The organism is Pantoea sp. SGAir0175 (genome assembly GCF_043547855.1).
The window spans coordinates 63250-78324 of the sequence record NZ_CP028082.1; the positions used below are offsets into that span (position 1 = coordinate 63250).

Consider the following 15075-nt stretch of genomic DNA (forward strand, 5'->3'; position numbering starts at 1 on the left):
GCGGCATTTATCATCACCCTGGTGACGCGCAGATGCTATATAAATGATAACAATTATCATATATAGCGATTGATGAGGATATCATGCCGTCTCCACAGGTGATAAACGCCGACTGCTGTATCGTCGGCGGCGGTCCGGCCGGCTTAATGCTGGCCTATTTACTGACGCGCGCCGGCCTGCGCGCGGTCGTGATTGAGAAGCACGCCGATTTTCTGCGCGATTTTCGCGGCGACACCATTCATCCCTCAACCCTGGAGATCATGCACCAGCTGGGTCTGCTCGACGCGCTGCTGGCGCTGCCGCATCAGCGCGCGGAAAAGTTACAGGCGGAAGTAGGCGGGCAGGAGATCACCATGGCCGATTTCTCCCGTCTGCCGTTGCGCTGCCGTTTTATCGCCTTCATGCCGCAGTGGGACTTCCTCACTTTCCTCGCCGCCCAGGCGGCGCACTATCCCGGTTTCACGCTGCTGCAATCCACCGGTTTTGACGATTTTCTCTATCAGGACGGCGTAATCGCAGGCGTGAAAACGTTACAAGGTCACGAAATTCACGCGCCGCTGGTAATAGGCGCTGATGGCCGTCGCTCGGCGGTGCGGCAGAAAGCCGGGCTGGTGGGTAAAAGCTTCGGTGCTCCACGCGATGTGGTGTGGTTCCGGCTGGATAAACAGCCGGACGACCCTGAGCTGGGGATGGGCCACAAGGGGCCGAAGCAAAACTTCATTGTCATTGACCGCGGCGAATACTGGCAGTGTGGATTCACCATTCAGAAAGGCGAATTCGAGGCGCTGAAGCAGGCCGGGCTCGACGCGCTGAAAAACCGCATGGCAGAGGTTGCGCCGTTCAGCGTGGCGCGCATGGCGCAGCTGCAGGAGTGGCAGCAGCTGAGTCTGTTATCCATCCGTATCGATCGGCTGGACAAATGGATGAAGCCCGGCGTGCTGTGCATTGGCGATGCCGCACATGCGATGTCACCGATTGGCGGCGTGGGCGTGAACCTGGCGATTCAGGACGCGGTGGCCGCCGCCAATTATCTGACGCGGCCGTTGCAAAACGGCACGCTCACGCTGCGCGATTTGGAGAACGTGCAGCGGCGGCGGCAGTTTCCGACCGTGGCGACGCAATTCCTGCAGATCAAAATGAGCAGCGGCAAGCGCCCGCGTACCACGCCCAGTAAGGTTCCGCAGCTCATCAGCCGCTATCCGTTTTTACGCCATCTGTTTGGCCGATTGATTGGCATGGGTTTCCGCCCGGAACGGCCACGTCTCGCCGGAGAAAAAACGTAGCCGGGTAATTATTGCAATTGCGATGCTTTTGTAACATTAAATTAACTTTTTCGGCGGGCTATCATTAAAAAAATTGCTTAATCGGAGAGGGGGTTTAATCACTTTGTGCCTTATTTGTCGACTGATATAACCTGAAAGTCAACGCGATCTCAACGAAGCGTAAATGGCGTGAGGCTGGTGAAGAGCGGGATTACGCGATGATAAAGGTTTTCTATTGATTTCAGCGGTGACACAAGGTTGGCGGAAGCCACAGTTTGATTATGGTTAAGGGGCATGACACAAACCATAAGAAACTGAGGAAGACAGCAGGTATGAAACTGGAAAACTTATCTCGCAGAAGCTTTATGGCCTTCGCGGCTGGTGGCACCGTGGCGCTGGCGGCCGGCAAGGTCCATGCCCACGACGGCAAGGTGGCGACTTATCCGGCGAATGATCCCAACCATCCGCGCGATCCTGGCCCGCACGATCCGGTGCGCGAAGCACTGAATCCGGATCTGGTCGATCCGCCAGCAACCGACAGCGGCACGTTACCCAACCTGCGCTTTTCGTTTAGCGATGCGCATGTGCGCAAGGGCAGCGGCGGCTGGACGCGCCAGGTGACGCAGCGCGAACTGGGCATTTCCACCACCATCGCTGGCGTCGATATGCGGCTGGATAAGGGAGGCATCCGCGAACTGCACTGGCACAAAGAGGGCGAGTGGGCCTACATGCTGTACGGCAATGCGCGCATTACCGCGCTGGATACCGCAGGTGGCTGGTTTGTCGATGACGTCGGCGTGGGCGATTTATGGTATTTCCCGCCGGGCGTGCCGCACTCAATTCAGGGCCTCGGGCCGGACGGCTGCGAATTCCTGCTGGCCTTCGACAACGGCAATTTCGATGAAGACAGTACCTTTCTGCTCAGCGACTGGTTCAAACATATCCCGCCCGAAGTGCTGGCAAAAAACTTTGGCGTGCCGGCTGAGGTGTTTAACACGCTGCCCTCGCCAGAAGAGGAGTACATCTTTGCCGGGCAGGCACCTGACGGCGCGGCGGCTTCGGCGGTGAGCGGCGGGGTGAAATCGAAGCAGGTCTTCTCGCATAAAATGCTGGCGCAGAAGCCGTTGACGCTGCCGGGCGGCACGGTACGCATTACTGATTCCAGTAATTTTACGGTATCGAAAACCATCGCCGCCGCGCTGGTGGAACTGGCTCCCGGCGCAATGCGCGAACTGCACTGGCATCCCAATAACGACGAATGGCAATACTATCTGGAAGGTCAGGGGCGGATGGGCGTGTTTGCCTCGTCGGGTCAGGCGCGTACGTTTGACTTCCGCGCCGGTGATGTCGGCTATGTGCCCTTTGCCATGGGTCACTATATCGAAAACACGGGTGATAAACCGCTGCGCTTTCTGGAACTGTTTAAAAGCGATTATTACGCGGATATTTCGCTCAACCAGTGGCTGGCCAGCACGCCGCCGGCGCTGGTGCGTCAGCATCTGCATCTCAGCGACACCTTTATGAATGCGCTGCAGCAGGAGAAGCATCCGGTAGTGAAATAGCCCGTGACCACGCGCAGCCGGTGCTGCGCGTTCTCTCCTGATACTGTCCACATCTGGCGTGCATATCCCGCCCGGAACCCTGTGGATAAACCTTTCGTTGCCCCGTGCCAGCAGGGCTGACCAGCAGGCGGTTATTTTCTGAACGGCCGCCAGCGCAGCGATTTCAGTTTGTCACGACGGGCTGCTGCCTGCATCACCAGACTCATCGCCGCGGGTAAAACCGTGAGCGTCACCAGCGTCGCCACTAACAGCCCACCGATAATCGCCAGCGCCATCGGTCCCCAGAAAACCTGACGCGAGATGGGGATCATACCGAGAATCGCGGCGCTGGCGGTGAGCACGATCGGCCGTGCGCGGTGTTCTGCCGCAGCCGCAATGGCGGCATCCGGCGGCATACCTGCATCAACGTTGTTATCCGCCTCGCTGATCAGGATCACCGCGTTGCGGATGATCATGCCAGCCAGAGCAATAACGCCCAGCAGCGCCACAAAGCCCATCGGTGTGCCGGTCGGCAGCATGGCCAGCACAATGCCCGGCAGACCAAAGGGCGCCATCAGCAGGGCCAGCAGCATGCGGGAAATCCGCCGCAGCTGTAACATCAGCAATACCAGCATGCAGAGCAGCGTGACCGGCAGGATAGCGATCACCGACTGGTTGCCCTTGTCAGACTCTGCTACCGCCCCGTCCTCGTTCAGGCGGTAACCGGCCGGCAAGCTGGCCCTGAAGGTGGCAATCAGCGGCGTGAGGGCGGCTGAGACGGCTTCCGCGCGCAAACCCGGCGCCGTATCGGTCTGGACGGTGATAAACGGCAGGCGCTGGCGTCGCCAGATAACGGGATCCTCCAGCCCCCACTGCGGTGTTGCGACCTGCGTCAGCGGAATTTTTGCGCCCGACGGCGCAGTTAGCAGCAATCCGGACAGGCTGCTCAGGTCATGGCGCGCCGCAGCGTTGCCCTGTAGCACCACATCAATCAGCCGGTTGCGATCGCGTACCGTGGTGATCAGCGTTCCTGACCAGAGCGTATGCAGATACTGAGCAATCAGGTCAGAAGAGAGGCCGGCTGCGCGCGCTGCCGTCTGATTCACCTGCAAGGTGATAACGCGTTCGGGCTCACCGGCGGTTTGATTGACGTCACGCGTCAGCGCTGAGCTGCCGAGCGCGGCGGCCAGCCGCTCTGCCAGCTGCTGCACCTGGCGATAATCCGGACCGCTGATGCGATAACGAATCGGCCAGCCTACCGGCGGACCGAGCTCGAGCGGCGCGACGCGGGTGGTGATGTCGCTGAAATCCCGGGCAAGCACCGCATCCAGTGAGCGCTGCAGTCGTTCACGGGCGGCCAGGCTTTTGGCCACGACCACCAGCTGAGCGCTGTTTTCATCGTCCAGCAGCACATCCATGGGCAGGTAGAAGCGTATCGCACCGGTGCCGACGTAAGACGAGTAGTGGTCAACATCCCGGCTGGCGGAGACAATCTGCTCAAGGCGTTGCACCTGACGCAGGGTGGCCTGCTGCGACGCGCTGGCAGGTAGCGCCAGACTCACCAGCAGCTCCGGCCGATCGGAGGCCGGGAAAAACTCGCCCTGCATATACGTGGTGCCGACGCCGGCCAGCAATAGCGCCAGCAACGCCATCGCCAGCGTCAGCATGCGGTGGCGCAGCACGCTGCTCAGCAGGCGGCGATAGAACTGGCTGAGGCGCCCGTTTCCGGCGCGGTGCTGCTTTAGCGTGGCCGGCAACAGCCAGCTGCCGGTCAGCGGTGAAAACAGCACCGCCACCAGCCATGAGCTGATGAGCGCCATCAGCACCACCGCAAACAGGGTATAGCAATATTCGCCCGCGCTGGATGCGGCAAAGCCGACCGGAATAAAACCGGCAATCATCACCAGCGTACCGGTCAGCATCGGGAAGGCGGTGGTACTGAACGCCCAGGTCGCTGCGCCGGTGCGGGAATCGCCGGCCTCCAGCCGCGCCACCATGGTTTCCACCGTGATCATTGCATCGTCTACCAGCAGGCCCAGCGCAATGATCAGCGCGCCGAGCGAGATGCGCTGCAGGCCGATACCGGCCAGATGCATGCCGATAAACGTCATGGCGAGCACCAGCGGGATCGCCGCCGCGACCACCAGGCCGGCGCGCAGTCCCAGCGAGACAAACGAAACCGCCAGCACAATGATCACTGCCTCGCCCAGCACATCGACAAATCCGCTCACCGCCTGTTGCACTACCGCTGACTGATCGGCGATGCGCGTCATCTCAATGCCGTGCGGCAGCTGGCTGGCTTCGCTCTCCATGCGCGCCCGCAGTGCCTGGCCAAAATCCAGCATGTTGCCGGTGGCGGCCATCGACACCGCCAGTCCAATGGCCGGCTGGCCGTTGACGCGGAACAGCGGGGCGGGCGGTTCGGCGGGGCGGCGCGTAATCGTGGCGATCGCCGTCAGCGGAACATAGCGATCGTTAACGCGCAGCGTAACCGCCCGCAGGCTCGCCTCGCTGTTGAACGCGCCGCTCACGCGCAGGGCGATGTTATCGGTGGCGGTGCGCACGCTGCCTGCCGGCTCCACGACGTTCTGCGCGCGCAGCGCCTCTGCTACCTGCTGCAAATCCAGCCCCATGGCGGACAGCTGGCGCGGGGAAAAGGCCACCACCAGTTGCTCTTCCTGCTCGCCCAGTAGCTGGATCTTACCCACATCCGGCAGACTCATCAGATCGCGGCGGATGTCGTCCACCCGGTCTCGCAGCTCGCGCGGGGAAAAACCGTCAGCGGTGAAGCCGTAAATCGTGCCAAAGGTATCGTCAAATTCATCGTTGACCGCCGGGCCCTGCACGCCCTGCGGCAAAGCCGGGGTCACATCCTGCATTTTTTTACGCACCTGATACCAGATTCCGGCCACCTGCGCGGGCGGAGTATCGTCACGCAGATTGACGAAAATGACCGTGCGGCCAGCGTGCGTTTCACTCTGCACATAATCCAGCCAGGGAATTTCCTGCAGCTTTTTCTCCAGCGGATCGGTGACCAGTCTGACCATATCGTTGATGTCGGCACCAGGCCACTGCGCAGACACCACCGCAGTTTTAATGGTGAACGCTGGATCTTCGTTGCGCGAGAGTTTTTCATAGCTGACGATGCCTGCTGCCACAATCAGCAGCATAAGAAAGGCCATCAGCTGCTGCTGCTTCAGCGCCCAGGCAGAAAGATTAAACGCCGGTTTCATGCTGATCCTCCTGGCTGCCGGCAACGCGTTCACCGTCACGCAGGCTTCTGACGCCCGCCGTGATCACCCGATCGCCCGGCATGATGCCGGCGCGAATCCATACCGCATCTGCCGTGTAGCCGGCAATCGCGACCGTGCGCCGGATAACGCAGTTTTTCACCGGGTCGAGAATAAATACCGCCGGCTGGCCTGCCTGGCGGGTGAGCGCGGTGGCCGGAATCGCCATCACCGCATCCGCCGTCGTGTCAATCAGCGGCAGGGTGACGGCGACGCTGGCACCCAGCACCATCTCTGCGGGAGGATTGTCCAGTGTGATGCGCACCCGCCAGCTGCGTGTCTGGGCGTCGGCCTGCGGACTGACGTCACGCAGGTGCGCTTCGGCTATCACGGACGGATTCTGCAATAGCGCAACGCGGAAGCGGGCACTGGCCCGGCGATCGAGGGTTTCAGGTGTGGCAACGTCAAATACCACGTCACGGCCTGTGCCGGTCGCAACCGTAAACACCGTCTGACCGGCGCTGACCACCTGACCGGCTGCGGCGCTGACGCCCGTCACCACGCCATCCTCAGGCGCGGTAAGGTGGGTCCAGCGCAGGCTATCCTGCGCATTTTTCAATGCCGCTTCACTGCTCTGCCGCCGCGCCAGCGCAGCCTGCCAGTCGGCGCTGGCGCTATCGAGCTGAGCACGGGCAATTGCCCCGGACGGCATCAGAAGGCGCATGCGGTGCAGATTGAGGGCCGCCACCTTTTCGGCCGCGCGGCTGCTGTTCAGCTCCGCCTGTGCGCTCGCCAGCTGATTCAGCGCGCCGGGGCTGTCCAGCACGGCGAGCGTCTCTCCCTGCCTGAAGCGGCTGCCGACATCGGCGCTGCGCGTCAGAATCCGCCCCTCCAGCCTGAAACTGAGCGAGGTTTCATCGTGCGCGCGGATCTCGCCGGTCAGGGTTTGCTGCCCGGCGGGCGTGGGCGGGCCAACCGTGATGAACTTTACCGGACGCGGTGGCGGCGGCGTGGGTGAACGCTTGCGGTCACAGCCGGTCAGCAGCAGGGCCGTCAGCAGCAGACAGGGCAGCAGCGGCAGCAGGGAAACCAGGTGGCGCGGATTAAGCAGGTGGCGCACACCCTGTTTGATCAGGCAGGGAAGCTCGTCGGTCATGGCGCAATTCCTTTATCGGTATTTGCGCCATTACACCGTGCGATTATCAAGAATCCGGCGATGTTCCATCAAGAGCGTGTCAAGAAGGGCAACAACGTCAGGCGTTGCGCGGCAACAAAATCTGTACCTGCAAGCCTCCCGTTGCCGGCAGCGTGGCATTAATCGTGCCGCCGTGCGCCTGGCAAATCGCCCGCGCAATCGACAGGCCCAGCCCGCTGCCGCCCGAGTGGCGGGCGCGTGACGCCTCACCGCGCGCAAAGCGCTCAAACATCAACGCCAGAAACGCCGCAGGAACGCCCGGGCCGCTGTCCTGCACGATGATTTCGTAATGATCAACGGTGTTGCGCGTGCGCAGCTGCAGCTGGCTGCCGCTTCCGGCATAGCGCAGGGCGTTTTCCAGCAGGATGGTGAAAACCTGCCCGAGACGGAACGGATCGACCGGCAGTAATGTCTCCTCAGCCAGCGTTACCCCGGTGCTGATGCGTGCTTCATCCAGCTGCGGTTTGATCCATTGTAAGCGCTCGCGCAGGATATCGGCCGGGTTGCAGCGGACTTTCTCCAGCGTGAGCTGGCCGGCATCCGCCAGTGACAGCAGATGCAGCTCATCGATCAGCCGGTGCAGACAACTGAGCTGCGCCATGATCAGGGCGAGCTGACGTGAATCAGCGCTGAACACGCCATCAAGCAGCGCCTGCAGACGCACCATGGCGGCGTTGAGCGGCGACCGCAGCTCATGCGCCATGGCGACATGCGACGTACGTAGCTCTTTGTCGTAACGCGCCAGCTGGCGCGTCATCGCGTTGAAGTTGTGCGCGAACTGCGCCAGTTCGGCGGGCGCTGCCGGTGTTAACGCCGCCTGCGCACCGAAATCGCCTGCGGTCACCTGGTCTGCCGCTCGTCTGAGCTGGCTGAACTGTGCAGAAAGCGGGCGCGCGTGGCGCAGCCCGAAATAGGCAATAAACGGAATGGTCACCAGCACCAGGATGCCGACGGTAATCCAATCCGAGGAAGCAATGGACGGGTCGGAGTAGCGTATGCCCCACCAGCTATCGATGATCTGGTGAAAGCGCGCGGGATCGCGTTCCGGATGTGCACGCAGGGCGAGAAATTCACGCAGAACCGCCGGCGGCATATGGTGCGTGATCCACAGGTATTGCACCGTGAAGCGCAGCCACATGCACAAAGCAATCAGTACCACGGTACCGATAGCCAGCGTCAGAATGCGCAGACAAAGCCAGCGCCAGAGCGTTTGTGGGGATTTTTCTGTCATGGCTGGCGGAACCGGTAGCCTACGCCGCGCACGTTGAGCAGCACGCCCGCCATACCGGCCGCCTCTAACTTTTTGCGCAGGTTATACACGTGGGTATCAATCACCCGCTCCAGCGCGTCGCTGTCCGGCATACACTGCTCCAGCAAAAACGGGCGGCTCAGCGCGCGCACCGGTGCGCGCATCAGCGTGACCAGCAGCGTGAATTCGGTTGGCGTGGTATCAACGCAAAGCACGTTGCCCGAGGCCTGCGTGACGGTAACCGTCATCGCGCTGCTGTTCACCTCCAGCCCCTGCCAGCGCAGGATCTCTTCCTGCGGCGTTTTTACCGCGCTGCGCCGCAGCACTGCCTGCACGCGTGCCACCACTTCGCCGGGATGGTAAGGCTTGACCACATAATCATCCGCGCCGTAGCGCAGGGCACCGATGCGATCGGGCGTATCGCCCATGGCCGTGACCATAATCACCGGCACCTCGCTGCTGCGCCGGAGTTTTGCCAGCACCTCGGTGCCGTTCAGGCCGGGCAGCATCACATCAAGCAAAATCAGATCGGGCTGCCAGCGCAGGGCCAGCTCAAGTCCGCTCAGGCCATCTGCGGCAACACGCACCGCATAATTTTCCCGTAGCAGATAGGCCTCCAGCACCTCAGCCGCGTCAGCGTCGTCCTCAATAATCAGGATATTTTTGGTCTGCATAACTCACCTTGACAGTTTCTTCATAAATCCCTGGCTGTTTGTTGACACAGCCCCGGGATACTTCGGCTTCGCGCTGCGGCTGCCCGGGCAAGGGGCGGTAAACGGACCGATAGAGAGGTGACACGATGATAACCAGAAAAACGCTGATGTACATGACCCATCTGCTACTCATGATTTCCGCTGCCGCCAGGGCGGATGGTGACGCACAGACCAGCCTGACGCTCGGCGCGGGGGCGCAATTCGCGCCACGCTACAGCGGATCGAATAAAACACGGGTGCAGCCGGTACCGATTTTCCAGGCCAGAGATGGCGCATTTTTTGCTGATGCCCAGAAAGGCATCGGGTACGACCTGCAGAGCGACAGCGGGGTTTATCTGGAACACACGCTGGGTTACGGCCTCGGCAGAAGCGATAAAGATTCAACGTGGCGGGACGGCGCCAGCCGGCTGCAAGGCATGGGAAACATCAATGCGACGGTGAACACTGCACTGGCGCTGGGCTGGCAGCTCACGCCGTGGCTGAGTGCAGAGGGCAAAGCGGTGCTGCCGCTCAGTGATGATCAGGGCGTGAACTATCAGGCATCCGTTACGCTGGTGCCCGTCCAGCGCGACAGCGATACCATTGCACTGCAGACGGCGGCGCTGTTTGGCGATGCGCGTTATATGAATACCTGGTATGGCGTGAGCGATGTCCAGAGCAGGCGCAGCCGGTTTTCACGCTACGATGCCGGCGGCGGCTTCTACGGGGTTGCGACTACGCTCACCTGGAGCCACCAGTTTGATGCCCACTGGGGCACGCTGGTCAGCGCCGGTTACAGCTGGCTGGGCGATCGCGCCGCGGACAGCCCGATCGCGTCCCGGCGCGATCAGGTCACCGGCACGGTCGGCTTTAGCTACACCTTCTGAGAAACGTTTTCGGTGGCTGCACAACGCCCGGCCGGCGCGCGGTGCAGCACGACAGCCACTACGCGGACATGCCGCCATCAATCACCAGTTCGCTGCCGGTGACATAGACACTTTCGTCCGATGCGAGGAACAGGGCGGCCGCCGCAACTTCGTCAGGATGGCCGAGGCGTTTGGCCGGTATCTGCGCGCTGAATGTCTGTCGTACCTCGTCGCTGACCTGGTCAAACATCGGCGTGTCCGTCGGGCCAGGACTAAGCGTGTTGACGCGAATGCCGCGCGGTGCCAGTTCGCTGCTCCAGGTGCGGGCATAGGCGCGCACCGCGGCTTTGCTGGCCGAGTAAGCGCCATAGCCGGGATTGGCCATGCCGCCCGCAATCGATCCCACCAGCACGATGGCACCGCCTTCCGTCATGTGCTTCACCGCATGCTGTACGGTGAATACCATGGCACGCACGTTGAGGCCGAACGTGCGGTCAAAGTGCTCTGCGCTGGTCTCTTCGAGGCTGGCGGGTTCAGCCACGCCAGAGGAGTTCACCAGAATATCGAGACGTCCGGCGCGGGCCTGCACGGTGTCAAACAGACGGGCAACATCGTCTGCGCTGGTGAGGTCGCCTGTTATCGCCTCAATGCGGCCGCCAGTCAGCGTGACGGCTTCGGCCAGCAGCGCTTCACGTCGCCCGGTGATGAAAACGTGGGCACCTTCCTGCACAAAACGGCGCGCGATGGCGAGGCCGATACCACTGCCGCCGCCGGTCACCAGCGCGACTTTTCCTTCGAGTTTCATTATGGCTGCTCCAGAATGAGAGGGGTGGACGGCTGATGATACATTTCGTATATTTAGTGTCAATTACGCACCTTATCTACATTAGATATACATAAGGAAACCTCATGCCGACTGATATCGCGGCGCTGCTGGCAGAGATCAACAGCACCCGTCCAATCCTGGAACAGGTCGCCAATAAGTGGTCGGTATTAATTCTGACCGTGCTGTGCACTGAACCCGCGCGCTTTAACGCGATCAAGCGCCGTCTTGATCCGATTACCCACAAGGCACTGACGGAGGCGTTGCGCCGGCTGGAGCGTAACGGCCTGATTAGCCGTCGCGTGATCGCCTCGTCCCCGGTGGCGGTGGAATATGCCATTACGCCGCTGGGCCAGACATTGCAGGATCCGTTTGTTGCGCTGGTGAAGTGGGCCAGAGAGCAGGGCGACGCGATTGAAAAGGCACAGGTTGTCTATGATCAACGTCGTGCCAGCGAAGAATAAAGCGTGGCGGCCGCCGGCTATTCAGGCGGTCTGTTAATCGCATGCTCAACATGGCTTGCCGTTCTTCTCCTCGCCGCTAAAATAGCCCACATAAAAACGGACTTATTAAATTCTACTCGCCGGAATTTAATTACGTCATTTCGGTAAAATTCACTCTGCGTTATTATTTGCTTGCGGTAGAAAACGGTTAAAAATTTTGAATGGGTAAAGCAAATGATTTCAATAACACCTCAGTAGGTTTGCGCTACAGTATTAGCACTTGATTATTTGAGGATGTTTCCATGAAATTTTTGAAAAAAACGGCGCTGCTTTCTCTGGTGGCATTATATGTTCCTCTGTCACATGCCGCAGCGACGGAATATAACCTTGACCCGCAACATACTTCTGTAGTGATCGCATGGAATCACTTTGGTTTCTCTCATCCGACTGCTGATATTTCTGATGTTTCCGGTCAGCTGGCTTTTGACAAAGAAAACCCGGAAAAGGCACAGGTTAATGTGACCCTGCCGTTAAAAACGATCGACACGCATGTGCCAGCGCTGACCAAAGAGTTTTTGGGTAATGAGTATTTTGACGTTAAAAAATATCCTCAGGCCACCTTCCACAGCACCCATGTGGAAAGCAAAGGCGATAATAAATATGATGTGCAGGGTAATTTAACCATTAAAGGTATTACTAAGCCGGTTGTGCTGCATGCCACGCTGAACAAGCAGGATATGCACCCTATGGTTAAAAAGCAGGCGATCGGTTTTGATGCCACCGGCGTCATCAAACGCTCGGACTTTAAAATCGATAAATATGTTCCGGCCGTGGGCGACGAAGTGACGATTACGCTCTCTACCGAGGCGTATGCCAAATAATGCATTGCGCGCTTAATCGCGCGCTTTTTCTCTGCATCAACCTGCGGCGCTATGCGCGAGTTGGCGCAACAGGTTGTCTGTACTTCTTCCCTGGGTGCAGCATCACTGCCTGCCAGCGCATTTCTCGTCAGCACCCTCTGACGCTTTGCCTCATCACCTGCCTGCAATTTCAGACCTTTAGCAATAAAGCCGAAAAAAACCACCAATTCATAACCTTGCGATGACCGCCAGCAGAGCACCCGATAACCTGAAGGGTTTTTCCCCTGCTAACAGCGGTCAGTGAACTATATTTTTACCCACTGAAGTGCGAAATCATGAGGTTAACAGATAACCGGCACGATAACGGTTACTGATTTTGATGACTTATCTGACAACCAAGGTTGTTAGCTGAACAGAAGGGAATATCATGCCATTACTGCTTGGTGAGTTATCTGGTGCGCCGACATGGGTGCCTGCTGTATTGCTCGTCACACTCTCGCTACTGCTGGGTTTTCTGGCCCGCTTTATTCTTCTCAGATTTATTCGCTACTGGCAAAGCCGCGATCGCAAGCTGTTTAAATCGCTGGAAAAGCATCTGCGGGGATCGTTATTTTTATTCATTCCATTACTGCTGATCAATATGGGAATGAATTATGTGCATCTTGATCCTGGCTCACTGAGCTTTATCGCCACCACGCTTAATATCTTTATCATCTTATCGTTTTGTTCCATTTTGATTCGCCTGATTAACGTAGCGCAGGATATGTTATTTATTCGCTATGATATCAACCTGTCGAACAACCTGCGCGCGCGTAAAATTCGTACGCAATTAATCTATGTTAAAAAAGTGGCTATCGTCATCCTGGTACTGTTTTGCCTGAGTTTAATTCTGCTCAACTTCCCTGGTGTACGTAAATTCGGCACCACCATCCTCGCGGGTGCCGGGGTCGCCGGTATCATTATTGGTTTCGCTTTGCAAAAGTCGCTGGTGAATCTGTTTGCCGGCATTCAGATTGCTTTCACCCAACCGATAAAAATTGACGATGCGGTGGTGGTCGAAAAGGAGTGGGGCTGGATTGAGGAAATCAATCTGACCTATGTTGTGGTGCGCATCTGGGATTTACGCCGTCTGGTGCTGCCCATCACCTATTTTACCGAGAATGCATTTCAGAACTGGACGCGAAATAATGCGCAAATATTGGGGTCTGTGTTTCTGTATGTTGATTACTCGATGCCGCTGGCGCCGCTACGTGAGCATTTTGAAAAAATCCTCAATGAGACGCGGCTCTGGGATCGCGAAACTCAGGTACTGCAGGTGACCGATACCACGGAAAAAACCATGACCATCCGTTTACTGATGACCGCGCAGAACTCACCGACGGCATGGGATCTGCGCTGCTATGTACGCGAGAAAATGATTGAATTCATTCAGCAGAATTACCCGCAGAGTCTGCCGCAGGTAAGAGCCACCCTGACCGACGCCGACAAAGCATAGTGCAGGCTGGCGATGGGGCATTGCACGGTAGTTGCTCAGGTTGCCATTGCTATCCGGCGTCATTATCAGGGCCCTTGTCGGGGCCCTGAACAGGGCGTTTTCTCCGTCCGTTTTTACTGACTCTTATCCTTATCCGCCTCCGCTGCCTTCGGCAGATCTTTACGCAGTTTTGCTACCTGATCCGCGCTTACCGCAGGTGCCTGATTGCCCCAGCCGTTACGAATGAATGTCACCAGATCCGCCACCTGCTGATCGTTGAGCCGCCAGGCAAAATCAGGCATAGCCAGCCCGGTGACCGCCTCCTTCGTGACAGCCATTTTGCCGCCGCGCAGTACAATGCTAATCACCGATGAAGGATCATCACTCAGGATTGCTGAGTTACCGGCAAGAGAAGGGAAGGTTTTGGCGTAGCCTTTGCCATCCAGGCGGTGGCAACCTGAGCAGTTATCCATATACAGCCGTGAACCAGGTACGCTGATGTCTCCCCGGATAAGCGCGGCAGTGGTGGTATCGGCGGATGGCGCAGACGGCATATCAGGTGCGGAAGCCGGCAGTGGCTTCAAATAGCTCGCCACCGCAGCAAGATCGGCCTGGCTGAGATATTGTGTGCTGTGCTCTACCACATCCGTCATAGAACCGAACGCGGCTGAGGTGTTGGTACGACCGGTTTTCAGAAATAACGCAATATCTTCATTTGACCAACTGCCGAGTCCCGACTTCGCGTTGCCGGTCAGATCCGGGGCATGCCAGCCCTCCAGTGTCCCGCCGGTCAGGTACGTTTTGCCCTGCTGATCTAACGATTTTTCCTGATAAGCAATGCCACGCGGGGTATGACAGGTGCCGCAGTGACCCAATCCCTGCACCAGATAAGCGCCACGATTCCACTCCGCACTTTTGGTGGTATCCGCTGCGTAAGCGTTATCGTCGTGGAAAGCCAGATTCCACAGGGCCAGTGGCCAGCGCATATTCAGTGGCCATGGAATATCGCTTTTTCTGTTTTCCGCGTGAACCGCCGTTACACCATGCATCATGTAAGCATACAAAGCATGCATATCTTCATCGTTAACTTTGGCATAAGCCGTATAAGGCATCGCTGGATACAAATGTCGCCCGTCTTTCGCTACTCCCTGACGTAATGCTTTAGCAAAGTCGTCATAGGTGTATTCGCCAATACCGGTGGCTTTATCCGGGGTGATATTAGTCGAATAAATTGCGCCAACCGGCGTCATCATTTTTAATCCGCCGGTAAAGCTCTCTTTTCCGGCAATCGAGTGACAGGCAACGCAATCTCCGGCAGTGGCAATATATTTACCCTTGCTGATGAGTTCCGGAGAGACATCTTCCGCTGCAGAGGATAAAGCACAGAATAGTGTTAATAAGGACAGCCATTTCAAACAGGTCATTTTCATCTTCTTATCC

The 15075-nt window shown here is 58.4% G+C and carries 12 protein-coding genes; 6 read left to right on the forward strand and 6 right to left on the reverse strand.

What is annotated here, in order from left to right; genetic code table 11:
* The first annotated feature begins 83 nt into the window (after positions 1-83).
* Positions 84-1283: an FAD-dependent oxidoreductase gene (locus C1N56_RS19660; protein ID WP_394517625.1), complete on the forward strand. Its 1200-nt coding sequence runs from the start codon at positions 84-86 to the stop codon at positions 1281-1283.
* A gap of 344 nt (positions 1284-1627) precedes the next feature.
* Positions 1628-2824, forward strand: coding sequence for a cupin domain-containing protein (locus C1N56_RS19665; RefSeq protein WP_222952400.1), 1197 nt, complete (start codon positions 1628-1630; stop codon positions 2822-2824).
* Between the two features lie 131 nt (positions 2825-2955).
* Here C1N56_RS19665 and C1N56_RS19670 read toward each other — a convergent pair whose 3' ends face one another.
* The 4 genes from C1N56_RS19670 to C1N56_RS19685 form a co-directional block, all read right to left on the reverse strand.
* Entirely contained in the window at positions 2956-6036 is a 3081-nt protein-coding gene (locus C1N56_RS19670) for an efflux RND transporter permease subunit (protein ID WP_394517626.1), read from the reverse strand.
* Positions 6020-7189 (reverse strand): efflux RND transporter periplasmic adaptor subunit, encoded by a 1170-nt coding sequence (locus C1N56_RS19675; protein ID WP_262264048.1) that lies wholly within the window; start codon positions 7187-7189, stop codon positions 6020-6022. Before C1N56_RS19675 ends, C1N56_RS19670 begins: the two co-directional genes overlap by 17 nt.
* Before the next feature lie 97 nt (positions 7190-7286).
* Positions 7287-8459 carry a sensor histidine kinase gene (locus C1N56_RS19680; RefSeq protein WP_159377655.1) on the reverse strand — a complete coding sequence of 391 codons (1173 nt, stop codon included), beginning with the start codon at positions 8457-8459 and terminating at the stop codon, positions 7287-7289.
* Positions 8456-9151 carry a response regulator transcription factor gene (locus C1N56_RS19685; protein ID WP_262264047.1) on the reverse strand — a complete coding sequence of 232 codons (696 nt, stop codon included), beginning with the start codon at positions 9149-9151 and terminating at the stop codon, positions 8456-8458. Before C1N56_RS19685 ends, C1N56_RS19680 begins: the two co-directional genes overlap by 4 nt.
* Positions 9152-9276: 125 nt before the next feature.
* Here C1N56_RS19685 and C1N56_RS19690 point away from each other — a divergent pair, with 125 nt between their 5' ends.
* On the forward strand, positions 9277-10056 hold the full coding sequence (locus C1N56_RS19690; protein WP_262264046.1) for a MipA/OmpV family protein: 780 nt from the start codon (positions 9277-9279) through the stop codon (positions 10054-10056).
* Positions 10057-10114: 58 nt separating this feature from the next.
* Here the strand turns inward: C1N56_RS19690 and C1N56_RS19695 are convergent, their stop codons facing one another.
* A complete protein-coding gene (locus tag C1N56_RS19695) occupies positions 10115-10843 on the reverse strand; it encodes an SDR family NAD(P)-dependent oxidoreductase (protein ID WP_262264256.1) in 729 nt (242 codons plus the stop codon).
* Between the two features lie 101 nt (positions 10844-10944).
* On the opposite strand from C1N56_RS19695, the gene C1N56_RS19700 reads away from it, so the two are divergent.
* The 3 genes from C1N56_RS19700 to C1N56_RS19710 all read left to right on the forward strand — a co-directional run bounded on the left by C1N56_RS19700 (position 10945) and on the right by C1N56_RS19710 (position 13656).
* Complete coding sequence (locus C1N56_RS19700) at positions 10945-11322, forward strand: winged helix-turn-helix transcriptional regulator (protein WP_021509005.1); 378 nt, start codon at positions 10945-10947, stop codon at positions 11320-11322.
* Positions 11323-11603: 281 nt separating this feature from the next.
* Positions 11604-12182, forward strand: coding sequence for a YceI family protein (locus tag C1N56_RS19705; RefSeq protein ID WP_262264045.1), 579 nt, complete (start codon positions 11604-11606; stop codon positions 12180-12182).
* A 406-nt stretch (positions 12183-12588) separates the two neighbouring features.
* Complete coding sequence (locus C1N56_RS19710; RefSeq protein ID WP_058759073.1) at positions 12589-13656, forward strand: mechanosensitive ion channel family protein; 1068 nt, start codon at positions 12589-12591, stop codon at positions 13654-13656.
* 113 nt (positions 13657-13769) lie between these two features.
* Here C1N56_RS19710 and C1N56_RS19715 read toward each other — a convergent pair whose 3' ends face one another.
* Entirely contained in the window at positions 13770-15065 is a 1296-nt protein-coding gene (locus C1N56_RS19715; protein WP_394517627.1) for a c-type cytochrome, read from the reverse strand.
* Positions 15066-15075: the final 10 nt, after the last annotated feature.